This window comes from Delftia sp. 11MD (genome assembly GCF_050907895.1).
GTDB classification, from domain to species: Bacteria; Pseudomonadota; Gammaproteobacteria; order Burkholderiales; family Burkholderiaceae_C; genus Comamonas; species Comamonas tsuruhatensis.
In genome coordinates this window covers 1,503,543-1,527,075 of record NZ_CP194333.1, presented here as the reverse complement: position 1 = coordinate 1,527,075, position 23,533 = coordinate 1,503,543, and the positions used below count along the sequence as shown (strand labels likewise).

Sequence of the window (23,533 nt, the reverse complement as noted above, 5' to 3'; positions counted from 1 at the left end):
AGGCCGCACCATGGACTCCAACACCGTGATACTCGCCCTGATCGCTGTGGCAGCCGGACTCAGTGCTGCCCTGGTGGCCTGGCTCCTGGGCCACTCGATGAGCAGCGTTCCCGCCGAGGACCGCAGCTACAAGGATCCGCCGCCACTGGCCCTGCGCATGGTCTGGTGGCCCATCCAGTGGATCAGCCACCACCTGTCGCCCCGGCTCGGAACGGGCAGAACCGCGCAAGCCGTGCAACTGCGGCTGCGACAGGCGGGACTGGACTACGCGCTCAGCCCTGCGCAATTCATCGCCAGCCGCATCGTCGGCGCCGGGGTGGCCGCGCTGGCGGCCTGGTGGCTGGTCTCCAGCTTCGACGGCCTGCCCCGGGGCGCCGATGGCGGTGCACGCCACATCGCCCTGCCCATCTATCTGCAGGCCATGGCCGCAGGCGCACTGCTGGGCTGGGCCTACCCCGCCATCTGGCTCAGGGATCGCATCGCCGTGCGCCGGCGCGAACTGCTGCGCATGCTGCCCTTCTTCCTGGACATCATCACGCTGTGCGTGGAAGCCGGCCTGAACATGCAGGGCGCCATGACCCAGGCCGTGGCCAAAGGCCCCCAGGGACTGGTGCGCGACGAATTCCAGCGCGTGCTGCGCGACATACGCGCCGGCAAGGCGCGTGCCGAAGCACTGCGCGGCATGGCCGAGCGCCTGAACGAGCCGAGCGTCGCCAACTTCACCTCCGCCGTGATCCAGGCAGAGAGCATGGGCATGAACCTCGGCCCCGTGCTGCGGGCACAGGCTGATCAGCGCCGCTCCGAACGCTTCATGCGCGCGGAAAAACTCGCGATGGAAGCGCCCGTGAAGATGCTGTTTCCGCTGATCGCCTTCATCTTTCCCTGCACCTTCATCGTCTTGCTGTTCCCCATAGCGATGAAGCTGCTGAACTCGGGACTGTGATGCAGATGCCGCCCTCCCCCTTCCTGGTGCGCCAGGCCTGCGGCTTCTGGCAGCGCCTTGCCGGCCTCATGGGCCAGGCCCAACCCGCCGCCCGCTGCGCATTGCTCATCGCGCGCTGCACCAGCGTGCACACATGCTTCATGCGGCAGGCCATCGACATCGTCTACCTCGACCGGCAGGGCCGCATCACCGGCCTGCGCCCTGGCGTTGACCCCTGGCGCTTCAGCCGGGGCGGACGCGGCAGCGCCCATGTGCTGGAGATGCGTGCAGGTGCCATCGCCTGCCAGGGCCTGGTGCCGGGCATGCAGTTGCAGCCCTGGCCCATCGAAGGTGCCGGGGCTGCGCTGAACGTCTGCGCCTTCACCCCTGACGGGTCCAACTCCTAATGCAACGCCGAGGAGGTGCCCACACAACGCATTGCCCAGAACACACCAAAGTGAATTGCCAGCCGGCCCTGCCGGCCTTCCTCCACTACGCATTGAAAAACCGACGGACATGCACCATCCATCCATCACCTCTCCCACAGACCACGGTGCCACGCACATGCGGCTGACACACCCTTCATCCTGGCTACTGGCCTGCGCCGCTGGCCTGGCCCTGACCGCCTGCGGTGGCGGCTCCGGCAACGAAGGCGGCGCGGGAGACCCAGGCCCCGGAGGCACCGCCAGTTCCGGCGTCTTCATCGCCCCCTCAGGCCCGCTGTGCACCAAACTCAGCAGCACGGGCAACTGTCTGCAACCCACCTCATCGGCCATTGAGGAGTCTGACCTGATCAAACTCATCACCGATCCCGATGCACAAACGTCGTTAATCGATTTCAGCGGCATGGGTGTGATCCACAACACCACACTCACCTACAGCCAGCAGCCGGGCCAGGCCATCGAAAGCAGTTTCATCTACAGCTCCTACGGCATGGCAAGGCGCGACTTCCAGGTAGGGCGCAACACCTTCATCGTGCAGGGCAGGCAGTACCCGCAGGTCACGCACTACCCGGAGGCAGGCCAGAGCCACTACAAGAACATCAGCGGCGATGCAGGCGTCATCTTCCTCGTAGGACCACCGGAACAGCACGAGGAAGGCATCTGGGGCACCACCTTCTCGGAAGGCCAGAACCTCAGCATGGTCGGCCGCATGCCCAACATGCGCAGCGAAAACACCAACTGGATTTCCGCCATCAGACTGCTCACCGACCAGAGCCAGGCGCCGAGCGAGCCGACCGTGACCTATATCGGCAGTGTCAGCACGCTGGCCGGCACGGCACAACGGCTGGACCCGTACACCACCGACATACTGGACACCGGCGTCAACTACGAGGCGGAATTCAATACGGCCACGGGCAAGCTCACTGGCGTAAAGATCGACTACACAGACCCCAAAAGCCAGAGGCGCACAGTGATGGAAGTGCCAGAGCTGACGTTTGTGAACTCGCAGTTGATCCCTGACTCGCGCAGCCAACGCATCAACGTCGTGCTGGAAGGCCCTGCGAGCGACGTCCGCGCAGATGCTCCACGGCCCGACACACCCCTCACCCGGCAGGACTACACCCTCGATGGCCTCGAAGGCGAAATCACCGGCAAGCAGGCCGAGATCATCCACATCCTCGGCGCCGGCCCCCAGGGCACCATGCAATTGATGCTGATGCGCAAGGACAAGGCCGGACCGGACGTGCCCATCCACATCCCCCTGCCACACCCAAACAGGCCCTGAAGCATGGCCAGCGGGTGGATACAAGCCCGTCCGCCGGCCGCAAACCTGCAGGCATCCTCATGCGCCAGAGCACCTCATTCCGCAGGCCGCGCCAGCGCGGCAGCGCCATGGTCGAGTTCACCGTGGTCGGCCCCATCATCACCCTGCTGGGGCTGGCCCTGCTGCAGTACGGCCTGGTTTTCTTCAACAAGAACCAGATCAATCACGCCAGCTTCATGGCCGCCCGCGCGGGCACCATGGCCCATGCGCGCATGGACGATATCCGCGAGGCCTATCTGCGCGCCATAGTTCCGCTGTATGGCGGTGGCAGCAACAGCACCGAACTGGCGGATGCCAAGGCCAAGGCCAAGGCCGACCTTAAAGACCACCTGCGCATCGACCTCATCAACCCCACGCGCGAGAGCTTCGAGGACTGGAGCGAGCCCCACCTGAAAGAGAAATATGGCGTGCCCGCCATCCCCAACGCCGGCCTGGCGCACCGGGACAAAAAAGACATTGGCAGCAAGTCGGGCCAGAGCGTGCAGGACGCCAACCTGCTCAAGATCCGCGTCACCCACGGCTACGAACTCAAGATCCCGCTGGTGCGCGGCATCTACCAGCACTACCTGCGCTGGCTGGACGACGGCAGCGACCCCTTCCACACCGAACTCATCCAGCACGGTCGACTGCCCATCGTCGCGCAGGCCACCTTGCACATGCAAAGCGACGCCATGCAAAGCGATGCCACGGTATCCATCCCCGACACAGGCAACAAGGGCAATCCGCAGGACCCAGGCCAGCCCGATACATCGGAACCCGGTGAACCGCCCGATTGCGAAACCGTGGGCTGCACCACGGTCGGGCCGCCGGGGCCGGGCGATGAGGGCGATGAAGACGACGGCGGCGATGGCACCGGAGATGGAGGAGATGGAAATGGAGATGGAGGCAATGGAGATGGAAACGACAACGACTGTAAAGGGGCTGACTGCCCCAACTGCACGGGAGACGCATGATGTTGAATAGACCCCATCTCACCCCCCTGCTGGGCAGCGCCCTGCTGTGCATCGCCTCACTGCTGGCCCAGGCCTCCCCCGCAGCCGCCACCCCCAACCTGGGCGGCGGCTCCAGCAAATGCGACCCCACCGTGCAAAGCTGCGCCCCCGGCACGGGCGGCGGCATCGACCTCGGCGGTGGCGGTGGCGGCTCGGGCGGCGGCACCTGCACCCCCACGCCCGGCGGCAGCCCCTGCGGCGGCGCCGGCCCCGCCACCCAGGGCAACTCCAGCAGCACCCACCAGGGCGCAGGCAACCCCATCCACCTCATCAACGGCAACAAATACCAGCGCGAAGTGGACATGCCCGCCTTGCCCGGCCTGCTCGGCCTGGAAGTCGTGCGCCACTACAACAGCAGCTACAGCCGGGCCTACGTGCCGCCAGGCCTGCTCGGCCGCGGCTGGCTGCTCAGCTACGAGGCCCGCCTGTACGACCACCCCACCAACCTGCAGATCGTGCAGGCCGACGGCACCCGCATCATCTTCAGCAAGCTGCGCGAGCACCCCAGCCTGTGCGCCAGCGAGCAGCCGGGCAACGGCATCGTGCGCATCGAAGGCCCGGATACAAAGGGCACCAAGGAAACCAAGCCCGGCCAGGAACGGCACTACACCTGGCAATGGATGGACGGGCGCGAGCTGCGCTTCAACCACCGGGGGCGCCTGACCCGCATCAGCCTGCCCTCGGGCGAACAGGTCCGCCTGGACTACAACGCCAAGGGCAACCGCCTGCTCAAGGTCACCGACCCGCAGGGCCGCAGCCTGCGCCTGCACTACGCCCAAGCTTCGGGCGAGGGCAGCTTCACCGGCGTGCAGGCCATCGACACCCCGCTGGGCCGCATCGACTACCGCCACGGCAGCGCACCGTTGCCCGGCAGCACCCAGCCCCAGGCCAAGCTGAACGCCAGCCTCGTGCAGGTCAGCCTCCCATCGGCCGATGGCCAAGCCCCGGTCCAGCGCCACTACCACTATGAGGACCCGCGCCACCCCACCTTGCTCACGGGCATCAGCGTCCAGGGCCAGGGCAGCGACGGCAAGCCCATGGACGAGCGCATCGCCAGCTACGCCTACGGCGACACCGGCCGCGCCATCTTGAGCGTGCGCGGCCCGCCGGACAGCCAGCAGGAAAAAGTCACCCTGGACCTCAGCCAGCCCTGGAAGAACACCCTCACCAACAGCCTTGGGCAAACAACCACCTACCACTACGACACCATTGGCGGGCAATGGCGATTGCTTGAAGTGCGCGGCCCGGGCTGCGCCAGCTGCGGCCCCGGCGACATGCGCTACCGGTACGACGCGCAAGGGCGCCTGACCGACGCCACGCGGCTCGATCCCGCAGGCCGCCCGCTGGAAGGCACGCGCACCGAGCTGGACCCCTTCGGCCGCCCGCTGGCCGTGTACCGCATCGCCTACACACAAGGCCAAGCCCGGGCCCCGCAGCTGCAGGTGCGCTACGGCTACGGCAAGGACCCCTGGAAGCAATACGCGCCCGAACTCATCGCCCGGCCCAGCGTCGTGCCCGGGCGCGAACACCAGATCCGCATCCGCTACAACAGCAGCCGCCAGCCGCTGCAGATCACCGAGACGGGCTTCAGCCCATTGGATGCCCAGGGCCAGCCCGCAGGCAATGCGGACGGCGCCACGCCCATCGAACGCAGCACGCGCTACCGCTACACCGAGATCAACGGCCGCAGCGTGCTGGTGGACATCGACGGGCCGCTGCCCACCTCGCTGGCAGGCTATGACGACGGAAGCCCGGCGCAGAACGACCTCACGCGGCTGCGCTGGGACCGCAGCGGCAGCCACGTCACGCGCGTGCTGCAGCCCGATGGCACCGCCGTGGCGCTGGAGCATGACAAGGCCGGGCGCATCATCCAGATGCACAGCCGGGATCCCTCGGCCAAGGAGGACGAAACGGGCTGGCGCACCGAACTGCGCCACGACGCCCAGGCCCGACTGGTGGCCATGCGCAGCCTGGCCCCCGACGCCAGCGTGCTGCAAGAGCAAAGCTGGCGCTACGACGCGCTGGGCCACCTCACGGAAACCGGCACCGGCGGCTGGCCCGGCAACGGGGACAAGACGGGCAATGCCGCCTATGCGGCCCAGACCCGCCAGCACCATGACGCCCTGGGCCGCCTGCTGTGGAGCGCCGATGTCCGAGGCAGCTTCACACAGCACCGCTACGACACGGAAAGCCGCCTGCTGCAGTCCGGTCGCTACGGTGGCCGCGCCGATGACGGCAGCCGCCTCATGGCCCAGGTGCAGACCTACCAGCCCGGCGCGCCAGAGCAGCCGCCATCCGCCGCAGACAAGGCCGGCACTGAAACTGCACCGCAGGCACGCCAGTTCTACGACGACTTCGGCCGCAGCGTCGCCACCCTCAGCCCCGACAGCGGCCTGAGCATTCGCGGCTACGACGCCACCGACCGGTTGGTCTCGGGCCGCGACGCCCTGGGCCAGCAGGCGCGCTACGAATACGACCTGCGCGGCCGCATCCTGCGCCAAACCATCACGCAACTGCCGCAAGATGGCACGCGGCCACGCACCACCACCACCCGCTGGCGCTACCAGGGCCCCAGGCTGGTGGCGCTGGAGCATCCCGAGCAAAGCGAGGCCTACGAATACAACGACAGGGGCCTGCGCGTGCGCAAGCGCATCACCCGCCATGAAGAAAGCGGTGCAAACGGTGAAAGCGGGGAGAGCAGCCAGCACCACACCCTCCACTACGAATACGACAGCCACGGCAGACTCTCCGCCGCCAGCCTTCCCGACGGCAGCTGGCTGCACTACCTGCGCGACGGCCATGGCCAGATCACCGGCCTGCAGCGGCAGCGCGTGCGCACTCCCTGGCTGCGCTGGCTCAGCCCGGCGCAAACCATTGCCACCGGATTCGAGCGCGACCTGGTGGGACTGCGCAGCTGGCAGGCAGGCAACGGCATCGAGGCCCGCTATCAGCGCAGCCGCGAAGGCCTGCTGGCGCGCATCGTCTACCGCCAGACCGGCAAGAACAACACACGCACTGCCTCTGGCACATCCCATGACTGGATGCTGGGTGCCCGGCCCACCGACATTGCAGAGCAACTGCTAGGCCTGACCCCGGCCCATGCGGCCGAGCCCATGCAAGCCAAGGCACAGGCCACTGCAGCAACTGCCGCGCAAACGACAGCCGAACCGGCGCCCGACCAGCCGGGAGCCCTGGGCCAGCCCACCGACCCCCAAGCCCTGCTGGACAAGCGCTACCTGTGGGACAGCCAAGGCAACCTGCTGCTGCGCCAGGACCACTACAGCCAAGCCCCGCAGACTTTGCACCAGGACAGCCATGCCTACGACATGCACGACCGCCTGATCGTCCAGGTCCAGCGCACTGGCCAGGAACTGCGCTCCAGCCGCTACCACTATGACGAGGCCGGCAGGCGCACCCTGGACCAGCAGAACGTGGCCTCCGGCGATCTGCAGGCGGGCACGCGGGCCATCGCCTACCTGCCAGGCAGCCACCGCTGGAGTGCCGAGCGTGCAGCGGACCAGAAAGACACAACCACGCAACGCACCCAGTACAACGCCAACGGCCAGCCCCTGCAGGCAGGCCCGCGCAGCTACCGCTGGGACGCATTGGGGCGGCTGGAACAGGTCAGCGAACAGGGCGCCTCGCTGGCCCGCTACCGCTACAACCACCGGGGCGAGCGCATTACCAAGCACACCGGCAAGGCCCAAGGAGGCAGCCGGGCGTACCTCTACGAATCCGGCCAACTCAGCGCCGAACTCGATGCCCAGGGCCACATCACGCGCCAGTACATCCACCTAGGCCAGTGGCCCCTGGCCGTCATCGACACGCCCCAAGGCCGCAAGCCTGCGGATGGCCCCGGCACGCTGGGGCGCATCGTGCAGGACCTGGGCACCATCGCGGGCCGCTGGGTGGGCGGCGGCGAACGCCTGGCCTGGCTGCACACCAACCACCTGGGTGCCGTGGAAGCGGCCACCGACACGCAAGGCCAGTTGATCTGGCGTGCACGCTACACGGCGTTTGGCCGGCAGCAGGTGCTGTCCAAGGCATCGGAGCCCGGCTTTGAAATGCCGCTGCGCCTGCCGGGCCAGTACCACGATGCCGAAACCGGGCTGCACTACAACCTGCACCGCTACTACGACCCGGACCGGGGCCAATACCTCACACCCGACCCGCTGGGCACGCCGGATGGGCCCAATCCCTACAGCTATGTGCGGGGCAATCCGCTGCGGTATGTGGATCCGGAGGGGTTGATTCTGTTTGCGTTTGATGGGACCAATAATTCCAATCCACCGCCCGAGGGCGATACTTTGTCCAACGTCTACAAGTTTTATTTGGCGTATGACGAAAAATCAAACGGGGAGAAATGGTACATGAACGGAGTGGGCCGCGATGACAAGGAGGGAAAAATCATCGCACCAAAAAATGACTACAAAGTGGCAACTACCGCACGTGCGCGTGTGGACCATATGCTGAAAAATCTGGATGAATTCCTGGAGGAGCATACGTTTGCAGATGGCAAAAAGGTCAGCATCGATATCGTGGGTTTCAGCCGTGGTGCAGCCATGGGCCGGGACTTTGCGAACCGGGTTGCCACCCGCATCAAAGAACAGCATTGGAAAGAGAAATCCGAGTGCATGGAGCTAAATTTTTTGGGATTGTGGGACACAGTGGCGCAATTTGGCGCAAATGGACTGCACAATGATCAATGGCAACTGGCCATTCCTTCTGAAGTGCGGCATGTTTTCCACGCAGTAGCACTCAATGAGCATCGCTACCTGTTCCCAGGAGAGGGCATAAACCGAGGAACTCAACTCGGATTCATAGGCAGCCATGCGGATATTGGCGGCAGCTTTGGGACTGGAGACTTATCTAATGTGGCGTTGAACTGGATCGCTGAGAAGGCAAAGGAAAGCGGTTTGAAAATGAAAAAATGGGATGAAATTGGCAATGAGGCTTGGGGAAAGGTAACAGAGCCAGTTCTCCACGATAAAAGCTACATCTACTCAGATCCACCAGATGACAGCGCCTTTTGCACAAGAGATAACAATGGAAGATCAAAAGACTGTATCCCCAGGAAAAAGCTTAGCCCTGGCGGCATGAGTCATGAAGAAAGTCAACGATTCATCATTTACAGAACCAGACCGGGAATGGATTCAGATGGAGTTTCCCGAATCACCGGAGACATCAACATGAAGGAGTACACCCAATGGCTCAAAGAAAACTATGGTCTTACCGTCGCACTGCAATAGTCTATTTCTGCTCGACAATCGCATCCTCTCTGATTGGTTGTGCGCATCGGAAGCCAGGCTTCGGCTTATCGCTGAAATTTTACAATAAAGGCTCTCGCCCGCTGGTAACCAGAAGATTTGATTTTGACGAAAAACGAGGACCAATACCTGGCTATCTTGGCCCTGGTGGAGGTGGCGCAAATATGAGCTTCATGCCAGGAGACATTAAAGGCGGAGTGCCGAAATCTGTAGAGGCAGAATGGGTTCTTCATAGTGAGGAGTTTCTAGCTTGGTCAAAAAATACTCCAGACAATGAAAGATATTCAAAGGAAAATCGTGAAATCTATAGAAAACTCTGGGCCACCAATCCCCATTACGTACAGCGCGTAGACCTGACTCCCATTCTGACCCCAGAGCTCATCGCAAAAGTCCAAGCAGACCGGGAGAACACTCAGTTAAAAATGATTGTCATATTTCGAGATGACAAGGTGGAAATCACCGTTGAACCTTATAAGTGGCGCTAAACAGAAGCAATTACTCAGAACATTCAACAAGGGACATATGCAGGAAAATAAACTCCAGCCCATCCATGACGATATGGATGCAAACCCCGTAAGACAGGCCTGCAACAGCCATGTCAGAGCCAGCTCGGACAACGGTATGCTCGAGACTGCAGCAGAGCCACCCACCATGCATCGTCGCCCCATCGCCGCCCGGGAGCATGGCTGGGCGCGGGCATTGAGCTCTGCGCTGGCGCGGTGTGCGATCACGCCCAACCAGATCTCTGTGTTCAGTGTTCTGTTTGCAGGAGCAGGCGCTGCCATGCTGGTGTGGATGCCGACGCCCATGGGGTGGCTTGGCTGCGCAGCCTGTGTGCAATTGCGTCTGCTGTGCAATCTGCTGGATGGCATGGTGGCCGTGGAAGGGGGCAAGCAAACCCCAACCGGCACGCTCTACAACGAGTTTCCCGATCGGATAGCAGATTCGCTGCTGCTGCTGGGCCTGGGCACTGCAGCTGGGCAGTCCTGGCTGGGATGGTTGGGCGCCCTGCTAGCTGCATTGACCGCCTATGTGCGGTTAACGGGCGCCAGCCTGGGTCTGGAACAGGATTTTCGCGGCCCGATGGCCAAGCAGCATCGCATGGCGGTGCTGACAGCGGCCTGCCTTTTGGCCGCAGGCCTGGGCCTGCTGGGCCACGAAGTTGCTAGCCTCATTCTGGGCACTGCAGCCTGGGGCATAGCACTCGGAGCGCTCTTGACCTGTGTGGCCCGCACCCAGGCGATCGCCAGGCTGTTGAAAGGGGACTGAGATGCTGCCGCACCTGCTTGCCGCATCGGCACGGATTTTCATTGGCGCCTATCCGCGCTGGCAGGGCTCAAGCCCACAGTCGCGCCAACGCGTCTACTTTGCCAATCACGCCAGCCATCTGGACACGGTAGCACTATGGGCAGCACTGCCACGCCATTTGCGCGCCCGTACCCGGCCGGTAGCCGCCCGGGACTACTGGGGACGTGGATTGCACAGCCTGCTGGCCTTGCGCGGCTTCAATGCCGTGCTGATAGACCGCCACCGCGCCCAACCCGAGCAAGATCCGTTGCAGCCGCTGTATGAGGCACTGGAGCGTGGTGATTCACTGATCCTCTTTCCCGAAGGCACGCGCCATCAGGAGACCATGCCCCAGCCATTCAAGTCCGGCCTCTACCACCTGGCCCGACGTTTTCCTCAAGTGGAGTTCATTGCCGTCTATCTGGACAATGCGCGCCGCTGCCTGCCCAAAGGCAGTGTGGTGCCTCTGCCGCTGATCTGCACCGCATGGTTCGGGCCACCCGTTGAACTGCAGCCTGGCGAGAGCCGGCTGGATTTTCTGGAACGCGCCCGCGCCGCAGTGGAGAGCATGGCATGAGCACTCCATTCCAGGACTACCTTCCCGCCTCTTTGGTGGTCGCCACCAACGCACGTGTGCCCGACAGCTTCTGGTGGATCTTCGTTTCCCTGCTGGGGCTGCTTTCCGTGGCCAGCGCCACAGGCGCGGCCTTGTCGCTTTACCGCCCCGGGCCAGTGGTCCAGAACCTCAACGCACGCATACGGTCTTGGTGGCTGATGGTCGCGATTCTGGTCATCAGCTTCTTGCTGGGCAAACCCGTCACGCTGGCGCTATACGGAATGCTCTCGTTTTTTGCGCTGCGCGAATTCATCTCGCTGACGCCGACGCGGCACGGAGACCATCTTGCCTTGTGTCTTTGCTTTTATGTAGCGATCCCGTTGCAGTACTGGCTGATCGGCACGGACTGGTATGGCCTGTTCTCCATCTGCATTCCTGTCTATGCCTTTTTGCTGCTGCCTGCGGTGTCTGCACTGTCAGGCGATACCACGGATTTTCTGGCGCGCAGTGCCAAGGTCCAATGGGGCCTGATGCTCACGGTGTATTGCCTGAGCCATGCTCCGGCGCTGATGCTCTTGCAGATCCCTGGTTACGAAGGCAAGAGCCTGATGCTGCTGCTTTATCTGCTGCTGGTCGTGCAGTTGAGCGATGTCCTGCAATATGTGTTTGGCAAGCTGTTTGGCAAGCACCTGCTCGCCCCCCAGGTCAGCCCGTCGAAAACCGTGGAAGGCCTGATAGGAGGTGGCCTGAGTGCGGCATTGGTGGGAATGGGATTGTGGTGGATCACGCCTTTCACACCGGTTGAATCAGGACTGCTCTCCCTATTGATCGTGCTGTGCGGTTTTCTGGGAGGTCTGGCCCTGTCAGCCGTCAAGCGCAGCCTGAAAGCGAAAGATTGGGGCGAGATGATTCAAGGCCATGGGGGCATGCTGGATCGCCTGGATTCAGTGGTGTTCTCTGCCCCCGTCTTCTTTCATGTTGTGCGCTATGCCTATGCATGAATTCGACAGACCATCGATCTATATATCATCATCTTAATTGTTTATACTCATTTCAAAAAACACATATCAATTATGAGAAATATTATTGCCCAAAAATTAATTTCCTATGCTATAGCGATATTTTCTTCTGCGCTGGTTTCCGGCTGTGGAATCTGGAGACCTTATGATGGATTCAAGGACCCACCCTACGCAAAGGGACAGCTTGTAGAAGCGCAGCATAAAATCAACCAATGTCATTGGTGCAAGTCTGGAGGCTATGGTGACTCAGCATATTTTTCAAAGGAAAACTGTTCCAACGGAATGTCATCTTCAAGCCAGATGTATGACATTGAAAAAATATTTAAAGATGCAGATAAACTGCTGGCTCAAGCCATACCAAAAGAAAAATGGATTTTCACCAGAAAGACATTTGTTGGCACTGATAGATATTTTTATCCAGCAAGAGTGTTCATACCCAGCATAGACCCCTTGACACTTATCATTATCCCTTGGGATAAATATGACTTAAAGCGAATACTCGATCATTCGTCACACATATTAGACATTACACAGAAATACTATGAATTTGAATATATCGATAAAAGTAAATCAAATTTACAAAAAAGAATCGTCATTGGATGGCCATCCGAACTATTCATTCCACTTGAAGTAAGAGGTAGCTTACCGGTGATTCCAGAGCAACTAAGAGTTATTGCCAAGGGCTTCGATAAGACAATAACCATCCCGGCAGTCCACAAAAATCAAGAATTTACCTTGGACGTTGCAGATCAGAAAATTAAATTCACTCCATCAGGTGAAAAATTAAATATCGCGTTCACAAGTAAAGGCATAAATTGCCGATAGACTCAAAAAAGCATCATTCAATGCGGGGGCCCTCGCTTTCGAACCACCAAAATATTGCAGGGCCTACATGCAACGGCCACAGCGTTGACCGTGGGCTGCCCAAGCAGGCCCCCTCCTACCGGCCCCTCCCCCTCACCTCAACGTAAACACCTCCAGCGACCGCTCCAGCGACTGGGCGCTGGCGCGCAGCGAGCCCGCCGCGCCGGCCGATTGCTCGACCAGGGCGGCGTTTTGCTGGGTGACGGAGTCGAGCTGGGCCACGGCGTCGTTGACCTGGGCGATGCCTACGGATTGTTCGCGCGTGGCGATGCTGATCTGGTGGACCAGGTCGCTGACGCGGCCCACGGCGTCGACCATGCCGTCGATGGTGCGGCCTGCGGCGTCCATGCGGGCGTTGCCATCGTTGATGCCGTCCACGGTGCGGTTGATGAGGCCGCTGATTTCCTTGGCGGCCGAGGCGCTGCGCTGGGCGAGGGCCCGCACTTCGCCGGCCACGACGGCAAAGCCGCGGCCCTGCTCGCCTGCGCGTGCCGCTTCGACGGCGGCATTCAGGGCCAGCAGGTTGGTCTGGAAGGCAATGCTCTCGATCACGCCGATGATCTCGCCCATGCGGCGCGAGGAGCCGCGGATGTGCTCCATGGCAGCGCCCACTTCCTGGATGGCGGCGCCGCTCTTGCCGGCGACCTGGCGGCTCTGGTCGCTTTCATGGGCCATGAGCTGGGCCGTGTCGGCGGTCTGTGCGACGGTGCCCGATATCTCTTCCATCGAGGCCGCCGTCTGCTGCAGGCTGGTGGCCTGGGATTCTGTGCGCTGCGCGAGGTCGAAGCTGCCCTGGGCGATCTCGTGGGCCGTCGTGGCAAAGCCGCGCATTTCGGTGCGCACGTCGCCGACCACGGCGCGCAGGTTGATCTGGATCTGCTGCAGCCGCTGCATCAGGGCGCCCATGGGGCCGCTGTAGTCGTGCTGCATGTCAGTGCCCAGCTGGCAGCTGGCAATGTCGGCGGCAAAGCCGCTGGCCTGCTCCAGGCCCGCCACGCAGCGCTGCTGGAAGCGCCACAGCACAAAGCTGCCACCCGCCAGCAAGGCGGCCAGGCGCGTGCCCCAGGCTGCGGCGCCCTGCCAGCCCAGCAGGTCGGGCAGCATGGCCGCCAGGCCCACGCCGCCCAGCATCAGTGCCATGCGGGCTGTCAGGCCCAGGTCGCTGCGGCGGTCCCACAGCCCGGCCAGGCCCAGGCGGCGCAGTTCGCCGCCGCGCAGTCGCAGGGTTTCCTGGCCGGCATCGGCTTCGGCGCGCATGCGGGCATAGAGGGCTTCGGCGGCCTCGATCTCGTCCGGCCGGGGCTTGGTTCGCACCGACAGGTAGCCGCGCGGCCGGCCGCCTTCCATGATGGGCGTGACGTTGGCGCGCACCCAGTAGTGGTCGCCGTTCTTGCGCCGGTTCTTGACCAGGGCAGTCCACGGGTAGCCGTGGGCGATGGTGCGCCACATGTCCTTGAAGGCGGCGGCCGGCATGTCCGGGTGGCGGATGAGGTTGTGCGGCTGGTCGATCAGTTCCTCGTAGGTATAGCCGCTGACCCGCACGAAGGCAGGGTTGCAATGGGTGATCTCGCCCTTGGTGTTGGTGACGGATACCAGCAGCTCATCGCCCGGAAAGTCGTAGTTGAGCTGGCTGACGGGCAAATTCACGCGCATGGGTACCACTCCTTTGGGATGTCTCTTGTTCTTGTGAAATGGCAAGGCGAAGCGCTCTGAAGCCACCGGAATCCATCAAACGGAAACACAAATTCACATTTCCAAATCATCTCACAGCACGGCAACCTCAGTCCCATGCTCGGAACTGGTGCATGGTTTTACAGCGTGTGCGCCAGATTTGTGGTGATGATTCAGAACAGTTGAGGTGTAAAGGGATCGCTGTCCGGCGCGGGCTGGGCCGGTCCCCTGAGCAGTTGCTCGCGCGCCAGCGGGTCGTGGGCGGTGGCGTTCCAGTCGGCCGTGCGAACGAGGTTGCCCACGCGCACGCCCAGCAGGCGCAGCCGCTTGGCCAGGGGCACGCGCTTGAGGCATTGGCCTGCGGCGCGGCGCAGGGTGGCGGCATCGGCCATGGGCAGCTCCAGCGTGTGGTCGCGCGTGGCGGTCTTGAAGTCGTCGTAGCGCAGCTTGATGCCCACGGTGCGGCCCATGTAGCCCTTGCGCTGCAGGTCCTGGGCCAGGCGTTCGCACAGGTCGGTGAAGATGGCGCTCAGTTCGGCCCGGTCGCGCACGGCGTGCAGGTCGCGCTCGAAGGTGGTCTCGCGGCTCATGGAGACGGGCTCGCTGTGCGTGACCACGGGCCGGTCGTCACGGCCCCAGGAGGCACCATGCAGCCAGTTGCCGTAGGCGCGGCCAAACCATTGCACGAGCTGGGGCAGGCTTTGCGCGGCCAGCTCGCCGATGGTCCGTATGCCCAGCGCCTGCAGCTTGGCGTCGGCCTTGGGGCCTATGCCATTGATCTTGCGGCAGGCCAGCGGCCAGATGACGGTCTGCAGGTCCTCGGGCTGGACGATGGAGATGCCGTTGGGCTTGTTGAATTCGCTGGCCATCTTGGCCAGCAGCTTGTTGGGGGCCACGCCGATGGAGCAGGTCAGGCCCGTGGCGTCGGTGATGGTTTTCTGGATCAGCCGAGCCAGCACGCGCCCGCCTTCGCGCTGGCCGCCAGGCACGTCGGTGAAGTCGATGTAGACCTCGTCCACGCCGCGGTCCTCCATCAGCGGGGCGATGGAGACGATGATCTCCTTGAACATGCGCGAGAAGCGCCGCACCTCGGCAAAGTCCACGGGCAGCATGATGGCCTGGGGGCACAGGCGCGCGGCCTTCATCATGCCCATGGCCGACCCCACGCCGAACTGGCGCGCCGGGTAGGTGGCCGTGGTGATCACGCCCCGGCCGACGTAGTCCTTGAGGCGCGAGAACTCGTCCACCGGAATCTCGTGCAGCCGCCCGGCGTAGCGCGCATCCAGCGCCTCGTCATGCGCGCGGCGCCCGCCGCCGATGACCACGGGCAGTCCCTTGAGCTGCGGATAGCGCAGCAGCTCCACCGAGGCATAGAAGGCGTCCATGTCCAGGTGGGCGATGCGGCGCGCAGGCGCAGCATCGGCAGGGCTTGCGGGTGTCGTGGGTGTCGTTTCAGGCACGCCGCCATTATTGCGGCAACTGTGCATTCATACAGCCTGCAGGGCTTGTTCCCACAGGCCCTGGACCATTCATCCCTGCAGGCAGATGAGGACCAGTCCCAGCACCATCAGAGCCATGCCGATCTTCTCCTGGCGGCTCAGGCTTTCGCTGAGCACGCGGCGCGAGACGATGTAGCTGAACACCACCTCGACCATGCCCAGCGTGCGCACGGGCGCGGCGCCTTGCAGGGCGTAGGCGGTGAACCAGGCCAGCGAGGCGGCCGCGCCCATGCCGCCGGCCAGCAGCGACACGCGCCAGGCGCGGAAGATGGGGCGCAGGCCCTGCGCGTGGGTGCGCGCAATCCAAGCGCCCAGGCCCAGGGTCTGCATGAGCTGGGCAATCAGCACGCCCCAGGCGCCCGACAGCCAGGGAGATATCTCGCCCAGGCGCGCCAGTTCCACGGCGCCGCCCCGGTAGCCCACGGTGGCGATGGCAAAGCAGGCACCGCAGGCCAGGCCGTAGAGCGCCGAGCGGCTGGCCCAGGCCGACAGCGACAGCATCTGGCCGCGCGGCGGCAGCGACAGGATGAGCACGCCCAAGGTGGCCAGCGCCATGGCCAGCAGGGCCACGGCCGTGGGCAGCTCGTGCAGGAAGAGGCCTGCGAACAGGGCGACCTGCAGCACCTCGGTCTTGGACAGGGTGACGGCCACGGCGAAGTTGCGCTCCTTCATGGCCAGCAGCAAGGCCGCCGTGGCCGCTACCTGGAAGAAGGCGCCCAGCGCGATCCAGCCCAGGTAGGCCCAGGAGAACCGGGGCAGCGCCCAGGCCCCGTCCCCTCCCAGGTACAGCGCCAGCAGGTAGATGCCGGCAAACGGCAGGCCGTAGAGAAAGCGCACCAGGGTGGCCGGCAGGGTGCCGAGTTCGGAGGTCAGCGAGCGCTGGGCCGTATTGCGCACAGTCTGGGCGGCTGCGGCGAACAGCACCACGGGCACCCACAGCCAGGTCAGGTCTTGGAGGGAAGAAAGCATGTCGGCAAAAAAGGGAAGGCACCGCCGGCATGGCGCGGGCGACTGAGTGCCGGCCAGCATAGCCGCCGGTCGGGCACCAGGCGCACGCACTTGGAGAAGGCTGCCGCGCCCGGCAGCGAAACAGAGGCCGGCCAGCCAACGCTGCACGCGCGCCCTGCTCTGGCCAGGGCAAGCAGGCTGCGTTGTGCAGCAGCACGGCCGTCGCCAATGGCGAGCGGGCCTGCGCGGCGCGCTACAGGTCGCGCCGGATCAGCGCGCCCTTGAACAGCACCGGTCCCGTGGGCCCGGTCTGGCTGGGCACGCCGCCCTTGGGCTCCAGGCTGATGGCCAAGGCAGGCACGCCCTGGACTTCGGCGGCCGCTGCCGTCAGCTTCACGAGCTTGTCGCGTCCCAGCACGCCCAGCGATTGCGGGCCGCCCTGGGGCGGCAGGGCCCACAGCTGCAGCGATTTGTCTGCGGCCTCGTGGAAGTCGCCCACGCGCTGCAGCACCAGGCTGTTCTTGCCGGGGTCGAAGGTCACGAGCATGGAGGCATCGGCCTTGTCGTCGGCCAGCACGGCCACGTACTGGATCTGGGGCGTTGCCTGCAGCGCGACCTGGGCGGCCTGCAGCTGGTTGCGCAGCACGGCCAGCTGGCGCTCACCGCTTTGGCGCAGGTCCTGGTGCGACCACAGCCCCACGGCCACGGCCGCCACGGTGGCGCAGGCGCCCACCAGGGCCGCGCCGCGCCACCAGGCCAGGGCACGGCCCACGCCGGATTTCGCGCGTTCGTCCAGGCCTTGCCCATCAACGGCGCGCCGCCGGTGCGGCTGGGCGGCGCGGGCTTTTTCGGCCTGCAGCAGGTTGTCGATGCGGACCCAGACCGCATCGTCGGGGCGCACGGGAGCCTGCATTTCGGACAGGGCCGACCAGCGGCCCTGCCACAGCAGGGCGGCGGCGCGCACCGGGGCCTGGTCACGGGCCAGTTGCTCGAAGCGGCGGCGTGCCGCACCGCGCAGCGTGCCCAGGGCGTATGCGGCGGCCAGCCGGTCCAGCAGTTCGGGGTGTCGGGAAATATTCATGGCAAATCCTTGGGCCGCTCAGAGCATGTCATCTGCATCACGCATGGCGCGAGAGGCAGCGGCGCAACTGCTCCAGGCCGCGCCGGATCCAGGTTTTGACCGTGCCCAGCGGCAACTGCAGCTGGCCGGCCAGTTCGCCGTGGCTGAGGTCACGCAGGTAGGCCAGGCTGACCACCTCGCGCTGGCGGCCTTCCAGCCGCTCCAGGCACTGGTACAGCGCCACCGCCTGCTCGCTGGCCTCGGCCAGTTGCAGCGGGCCCTGGCTTTCATCGCTACCGCCGCCATGGGCCGCCAGTTGCGCCTCATCGAACTCCTCGTTCAGGTGCAGGCGTTCGGCGCGGCGCCGGCGCAGGAAGTCCAGCGCCCTGCTGCGCACCACCAGGCCCATCCAGGCCAGCGGCGGGCTCAGCGAGCCCCGGTAGCCTGAGGCGCTGCGCCAGATGTGCAGGTAGCTGTCCTGCAGCACGTCTTCGGCCCAGTCCTTGTGCCGCAGGATGCGCAGCGCAAGCCCGTACAGCCGGGACGAGGTGGCCTCGTACAGGCTGCGGAGCGCGGGCTCGTCCTGCGCTGCGATGCGGTCCAGAAGGTCCATCAGCTCTTGGTCGGTTGGTGTAGTGCCCATGCACGCATTGTGGGCGAGCGGGCGGCCCCGTGGCCCGCACTGTTGCGTCGCCGCCCCGGGGGGCTTGTCGTGTCCTTCAATCGGCTGCAGGGGTCATATCGGTGGCCTGCAGGGGGTCTGGTACCGGTCTGCCGGCCTGCGCCGGCTCTCACTGGGCAATACGCAGCACATTGCGAACCGGATGCGGATAAATTTTTTTTGCACCCAGGTGAATCCAACCTCACCCATGCTGCGTATTCCGTGTGTCGCGCCCCGGACAGCGGTCCAAGGCGACATCCCTCAACCCCTCGACCTGGAGAACCTCATGAGCTACATCCTCCCCCTCGGCCTGGCCACCATGGCTGCACTGACGCTTGGCGCCTGCTCCTCCATGGACATGAGCAAGAGCTATTCCCAGTCCGGCCTGCCGGCCGCCGTGCAGGTGCCCGCAGGCCACAAGGTCGCCATGGAAACCGTCGGCATCGGTCAGATCACCTACGAGTGCCGCGCCAAGAAGGACCAGGCGATGGAGCAGGAGTGGGCCTTCGTCGGCCCCGATGCCCGCCTGACGGACCGCCAGGGCCGCGTCATCGGCCGCTACTTCGGCCCGCCCGCCACCTGGGCGCACCAGGACGGCTCCAAGGTCACGGCCACCCAGGTCGCGGTGGCGCCGTCCAGCGCAGGCAACATCCCCCTGCAACTGGTCAAGGCCGAACCTGCCACCGGCATGGGCGCCATGCAGGGCGTGACCTATATCCAGCGCGTGGCCACGCGCGGCGGCGTGGCGCCGGCCATGGCCTGCAACAGCTCCACGCTGGGCCAAAAGCAGGTGGTGCAGTACCAGGCCGACTACATCATCTGGAAGGCTTCCTGATCCGCCGCCACCGGTGCCGCTACGGCTGCCCGCCCCCTGCCCCGAAGGCCGAGGGCGGCATGCCGAACTGGCGCCTGAAGGCCAGCGAATAGGCGCTGTGGCTTTCATAGCCGGCCTCCAGCGCCACCTGCACGATGGGCCGGCCGGCCAGCAGGGCCTGCATGGACGACAGCAGCCGCGCGCGCTGCCGCCAGCGGCCGAAACTCAGGCCGGTGGCCTGCAGGAAATGGCGGTGGAAAGTCTTCTCGCCCATGGCCAGCCGTGCGGCCCAGTCGGCGGCCGTGGCGGCCAGGTTTTCAGCCCGTTCACCGCCCTGGCCCACGGCCTGGCCGCCTTCGGCCAGCGCGCGGCAGACAGCCGCCATGCGCGCATCCTGCGGCCAGGGCAGGTGAAATGGCACGACAGGCGGCTGGCGCAATTCCTGCAGCAGCAGTTCGACGACCAGCCGGTTCCTCGTTTCATCCTGTCCACGCTGCGGCGCCGCCGGCCAGCGCGCGACCTCGCTGATCAGCTCGCGCAATAGCGGCGAGACCTCGATCACGCAGTCCGCCACCGGCAGCCCCTGCGCCGCCTGGGCATCCACGAACAGGCTGCGCACCTGCACGGCACCACGCATGCGCAGGCTGTGCGGCACGCCCGAGCACAGCCAGACGCCGCGCGTGGGCGGCACCACCCAGCGCCCGCTGCGCGCGCGCACCTCCAGCACGCCCTGCACGGCATAGAGCAGTTGGCAGCATTCGTGGGAGTGCTCCTGCACTTCCATCCCGGCCGGATAGTCACCGGCCACGCCCGTGACGGGCAAGGGCGCGGCAGCCTGCAGCTCAGGCAGGCCGGCATGGCCACAGGGCACGGCGGGAAGTTCAGCGGCAGTGCGCATGTTTGTCCAGATCCATGGAGAAAATGAGAAATTCTATAAAGACAGACAAATGCCCTGCCCGCAAACTGGCACCCGTTCCCTGTGATTCACCGCCATCGCACCATGCACCGCCTGCCCTCGCCCTCCCTACCATCCCTGGCCCATGGCCGGGGTCCGGGCGCCTGCGCAGGCGCCGCATTTCGCACCGACTCTCCCTGATCCCGGCCTGGCGCAGCTTCCCCACACCGGGAAGCCAGGAGAGCGGGGCTGCCGGCCGATCCGGTGGCTGCATACCCAGCGTTTCCTGCGAGGCCCGCATGCTGAAGAATCCCGCGTCCAGATACCTTCCCTTCCCCGCCGTCGACCTGCCCGACCGCCAATGGCCTTCGCGCCAGCTGAGCCAGGCGCCCGTGTGGCTGTCCACCGACCTGCGCGACGGCAACCAAGCCCTGTTCGAGCCCATGAACCGCGAGCGCAAGCTGCGCCTGTTCCACGAGCTGGTGCGCATAGGCTTCAAGGAGATCGAGGTGGGCTTTCCCTCTGCCTCGCAGACCGACTACGCCATCGTGCGCCACCTGATCGACGAAGGGCTGATCCCCGCCGACGTGACGCCCATGGTCATCACCCAGCTGCGCGAGGACCTGATCCGCGCCACGGTGGACAGCGTGGCCGGCGCGCGGCGCGCCATCGTGCACTTCTACAACGCCGTGGCACCGGCCTGGCGCGAGATCGTCTTCGGCATGCAGGTGCCCGAGATCATCGCCATGGTGGAGCACCACATCGCCCTGCTGCGCGAACTGACCGATGCCCACCCCGAGACCGAGTGGGTGCTGCAGTACTCGCCCGAGACGTTCTGCATGGCCGAGCTGGAGGTATCGCTGGCCGTGTGCAACGCGGCCATCCGCGCCTGGGATGCAGGCCCCGCGCGGCCCATGATCATCAACCTGCCGACCACGGTGGAGGTGAGCACGGCCAATGTCTTCGCCGACCAGATCGAGTGGATGCACCGCCGCCTGGAGCGGCGCGAGCACATCGTGCTGTCCGTGCACCCGCACAACGACCGGGGCACGGGCGTGGCCTGCGCCGAGCAGGCGCTGCTGGCCGGCGCCCAGCGCGTGGAAGGCTGCCTGTTCGGCAATGGCGAGCGCAGCGGCAACCTCGATGTGGTGACGCTGGCGCTCAACCTGTACACGCAAGGCATCGCGCCGGGACTGGACTTCTCGGACATCGCCGCCGTGGCGCGCATTGCGGAGGAATGCACGGCCCTGCCCATCCACCCGCGCCACCCCTATGTGGGCGACCTGGTGTTCACGGCGTTTTCGGGCTCGCACCAGGACGCCATCGCCAAGGGCTTTGCGGCGCAACGGCCCGATGCGCCCTGGCGCGTCCCCTACCTGCCCATCGACCCGCAGGACCTGGGCCGCACCTACGACAGCATCGTGCGCGTCAACAGCCAGTCAGGCAAGGGCGGCATCGCCTTCCTGCTGCAGCGCGACCATGGCGTGACCATGCCCCGGCGCATGCAGGTGGAATTCAGCGCCGTGGTGCAGCGCCAGGCCGACGCCAGCGAGGCCGAGCTGGCCAGTGAAGACCTGTGGGAGCTGTTCGAGTCCACCTACCTCGCACCCCGGCAGCTTCCCTGGCGCTACCACAGCCACCATCTGTTCGACAGCGCCAAGGGCCAGGGCATTGCGCTGGAAGTGGTGCGGACGGACGGGCTTCGAATGCAGCTGCATGGCGATGGCAGCGGTCCCATCGACGCCGTGGCCGCTGCCATCGGCCAGCACCTGGGCGTGGCGCTGCGCATAGACCACTACGAGGAGCGCAGCCTGGGCCAGGGCGCCGGCGCCACGGCGCTGGCCATCGTCGAGGCCGCCCTGCCCGGCGTGGCGGGCACGCGCTTCGGTGCGGGGCGCCATGCCAACATCGTGACCGCCTCCATCCTGGCGGTGCTGCATGCGGCGGGCCGGCTGGTGGTGGCGCAGCCGGAAAACCGGCGCGTACCTGCCCAAGCCTGAGGCGCAGCCTGAAAGGAAAAAAGGACCGCCGAGGCGGTCCTTTTCTCGTGCAGCTTTTGCCGGTTCAGCGCATGGCGCCCGGATAGGTTCCGGGCAGCAGGATGCTGCGGTCCACGGTATCGATCTGCGTGTGGCCGCAGAAGGCCATGGTGGTCTCCAGCTCCTTCTGGATGATCTGCAGGGCGCGCGTCACGCCATGCTCGCCGTAGGCACCCAGGCCGTAGAGGAAGCTGCGGCCGATCATGGTGCCCTGGGCGCCCAGGGCACGCGCCTTGAGCACGTCCTGCCCGCTGCGGATGCCGCCGTCCATCCAGACCTCGATGTCCTTGCCCGCCGCCTCGGCAATGCCCGGCAGCGCCTCGATGGACGAGGGTGCGCCGTCGAGCTGGCGCCCGCCGTGGTTGCTGACGACGAGCGCGTCGGCGCCGCTGTCGGCCGCCAGGCGCGCGTCCTCGGCGTCCATGATGCCCTTGAGGATGAGCTTGCCGCCCCAGAGCTTCTTGATGCGCTCCACGTCGCCCCAGTTCAGGCTGGGATCGAACTGGCTGGCGGTCCACGACGACAGCGAACTCATGTCGGCCACGCCATCCACATGTCCGACGATGTTGCCGAAGGTGCGGCGCTTGGTGCCCAGCATGCCCAGGCACCAGTGCGGCTTGGTCGCCAGGTTGGCCAGGTTGCGCAGCGTGGGCTTCGGTGGCGTGGACAGGCCGTTCTTGATGTCCTTGTGGCGCTGGCCCAGGATCTGCAGGTCCAGCGTCAGCACCAGGGCCGAGCAGTTGGCCGCGCGGGCACGCTCGATCAGGCGCTCCATGAACCGGCGGTCGCGCATCACATAGAGCTGGAACCAGAACGGATGGCGGCCCGTGTGCTCGGCAATGTCCTCGATGGAGCAGATGCTCATGGTGGACAGCGTGAACGGAATGCCGAAGGCCTTGGCCGCGCGCGCGCCCAGGATCTCGCCGTCGGCATGCTGCATGCCGGTCAGGCCCGTGGGCGCGATGGCCACGGGCATGGCGACCTGCTCGCCGATCATGGTGGTGCGCGTGCTGCGCCCCTCCATGTTCACGGCCACGCGCTGGCGCAGCTTGATCCGGTGGAAGTCGTCCTCGTTGGCGCGGTAGGTGCCCTGGGTGTAGGAACCCGAATCGGCGTAGTCATAGAACATGCGCGGCACGCGGCGCTGGGCCACGACGCGCAGGTCTTCGATGCAGGTGATTTTGGAAAGGTCGGTGGACACGTTTTCTGGCTTTCTGGAACCCGCATGCCGCGGGACTGCCGAGCATGGTAGTGCCGTGCGCGGGCTCCGGC

19 protein-coding genes are annotated in these 23,533 nt (G+C 65.1%); 12 read left to right on the top strand and 7 right to left on the bottom strand.

From position 1 onward, the window contains the following. Positions 1-10 precede the first annotated feature (10 nt). The 10 genes from ACRSCF_RS06860 (at position 11) to ACRSCF_RS06815 (ending at position 12,635) form a co-directional block, all read left to right on the top strand. On the top strand, positions 11-943 hold the full coding sequence (locus ACRSCF_RS06860; RefSeq protein WP_034363837.1) for a type II secretion system F family protein: 933 nt from the start codon (positions 11-13) through the stop codon (positions 941-943). Between the two features lie 5 nt (positions 944-948). Beyond that, positions 949-1,329: a DUF192 domain-containing protein gene (locus tag ACRSCF_RS06855; RefSeq protein ID WP_227469496.1), complete on the top strand. Its 381-nt coding sequence runs from the start codon at positions 949-951 to the stop codon at positions 1,327-1,329. A 157-nt stretch (positions 1,330-1,486) separates the two neighbouring features. Next, positions 1,487-2,650 (top strand): hypothetical protein, encoded by a 1,164-nt coding sequence (locus tag ACRSCF_RS06850; protein ID WP_034363852.1) that lies wholly within the window; start codon positions 1,487-1,489, stop codon positions 2,648-2,650. Positions 2,651-2,709: 59 nt separating this feature from the next. Continuing rightward, on the top strand, positions 2,710-3,642 hold the full coding sequence (locus tag ACRSCF_RS06845; protein ID WP_034363840.1) for a TadE/TadG family type IV pilus assembly protein: 933 nt from the start codon (positions 2,710-2,712) through the stop codon (positions 3,640-3,642). Further along, positions 3,642-8,930: an RHS repeat-associated core domain-containing protein gene (locus tag ACRSCF_RS06840; protein ID WP_279613722.1), complete on the top strand. Its 5,289-nt coding sequence runs from the start codon at positions 3,642-3,644 to the stop codon at positions 8,928-8,930. The genes ACRSCF_RS06845 and ACRSCF_RS06840 overlap by 1 nt, the downstream gene beginning before the upstream one ends. After that, complete coding sequence (locus tag ACRSCF_RS06835) at positions 8,888-9,433, top strand: hypothetical protein (RefSeq protein WP_223275191.1); 546 nt, start codon at positions 8,888-8,890, stop codon at positions 9,431-9,433. Before ACRSCF_RS06840 ends, ACRSCF_RS06835 begins: the two co-directional genes overlap by 43 nt. Then, the gene (locus ACRSCF_RS06830) at positions 9,411-10,217 is read left to right on the top strand and encodes a CDP-alcohol phosphatidyltransferase family protein (protein WP_244387888.1); all 807 of its coding nucleotides are present in this window, start codon (positions 9,411-9,413) and stop codon (positions 10,215-10,217) included. The genes ACRSCF_RS06835 and ACRSCF_RS06830 overlap by 23 nt, the downstream gene beginning before the upstream one ends. 1 nt (position 10,218) lies before the next feature. Further along, complete coding sequence (locus ACRSCF_RS06825; RefSeq protein WP_016451146.1) at positions 10,219-10,812, top strand: lysophospholipid acyltransferase family protein; 594 nt, start codon at positions 10,219-10,221, stop codon at positions 10,810-10,812. Next, on the top strand, positions 10,809-11,792 hold the full coding sequence (locus ACRSCF_RS06820) for a phosphatidate cytidylyltransferase (protein ID WP_052151694.1): 984 nt from the start codon (positions 10,809-10,811) through the stop codon (positions 11,790-11,792). Before ACRSCF_RS06825 ends, ACRSCF_RS06820 begins: the two co-directional genes overlap by 4 nt. Positions 11,793-11,864: 72 nt before the next feature. Beyond that, entirely contained in the window at positions 11,865-12,635 is a 771-nt protein-coding gene (locus tag ACRSCF_RS06815) for a hypothetical protein (RefSeq protein WP_016451144.1), read from the top strand. 132 nt (positions 12,636-12,767) lie between these two features. Here ACRSCF_RS06815 and ACRSCF_RS06810 read toward each other — a convergent pair whose 3' ends face one another. From ACRSCF_RS06810 to ACRSCF_RS06790, 5 genes are all read right to left on the bottom strand, one after another. After that, positions 12,768-14,327 (bottom strand): methyl-accepting chemotaxis protein, encoded by a 1,560-nt coding sequence (locus ACRSCF_RS06810; protein ID WP_046239606.1) that lies wholly within the window; start codon positions 14,325-14,327, stop codon positions 12,768-12,770. A gap of 191 nt (positions 14,328-14,518) precedes the next feature. After that, positions 14,519-15,832, bottom strand: a complete 1,314-nt coding sequence (locus ACRSCF_RS06805) for a Y-family DNA polymerase (RefSeq protein WP_016447830.1) — start codon at positions 15,830-15,832, stop codon at positions 14,519-14,521. Between the two features lie 42 nt (positions 15,833-15,874). Continuing rightward, positions 15,875-16,813 (bottom strand): DMT family transporter, encoded by a 939-nt coding sequence (locus ACRSCF_RS06800; RefSeq protein ID WP_017404187.1) that lies wholly within the window; start codon positions 16,811-16,813, stop codon positions 15,875-15,877. A 232-nt stretch (positions 16,814-17,045) separates the two neighbouring features. Further along, positions 17,046-17,873 (bottom strand): anti-sigma factor, encoded by an 828-nt coding sequence (locus ACRSCF_RS06795; RefSeq protein WP_432675394.1) that lies wholly within the window; start codon positions 17,871-17,873, stop codon positions 17,046-17,048. 37 nt (positions 17,874-17,910) lie between these two features. Further along, positions 17,911-18,495 carry an RNA polymerase sigma factor gene (locus tag ACRSCF_RS06790; RefSeq protein ID WP_016447833.1) on the bottom strand — a complete coding sequence of 195 codons (585 nt, stop codon included), beginning with the start codon at positions 18,493-18,495 and terminating at the stop codon, positions 17,911-17,913. 304 nt (positions 18,496-18,799) lie between these two features. Here ACRSCF_RS06790 and ACRSCF_RS06785 point away from each other — a divergent pair, with 304 nt between their 5' ends. After that, positions 18,800-19,348: a DUF3455 domain-containing protein gene (locus ACRSCF_RS06785; RefSeq protein WP_016447834.1), complete on the top strand. Its 549-nt coding sequence runs from the start codon at positions 18,800-18,802 to the stop codon at positions 19,346-19,348. A 19-nt stretch (positions 19,349-19,367) separates the two neighbouring features. Here ACRSCF_RS06785 and ACRSCF_RS06780 read toward each other — a convergent pair whose 3' ends face one another. Beyond that, entirely contained in the window at positions 19,368-20,225 is an 858-nt protein-coding gene (locus tag ACRSCF_RS06780; protein ID WP_034366348.1) for an AraC family transcriptional regulator, read from the bottom strand. Positions 20,226-20,521: 296 nt separating this feature from the next. Between ACRSCF_RS06780 and ACRSCF_RS06775 the strand changes: the two genes are divergently transcribed. Then, positions 20,522-22,222: a 2-isopropylmalate synthase gene (locus ACRSCF_RS06775; RefSeq protein WP_034366346.1), complete on the top strand. Its 1,701-nt coding sequence runs from the start codon at positions 20,522-20,524 to the stop codon at positions 22,220-22,222. A gap of 64 nt (positions 22,223-22,286) precedes the next feature. On the opposite strand, the gene ACRSCF_RS06770 is transcribed toward ACRSCF_RS06775, so the two are convergent. Beyond that, positions 22,287-23,462: an alpha-hydroxy acid oxidase gene (locus tag ACRSCF_RS06770; RefSeq protein ID WP_279613721.1), complete on the bottom strand. Its 1,176-nt coding sequence runs from the start codon at positions 23,460-23,462 to the stop codon at positions 22,287-22,289. Between the last annotated feature and the right edge of the window lie 71 nt (positions 23,463-23,533).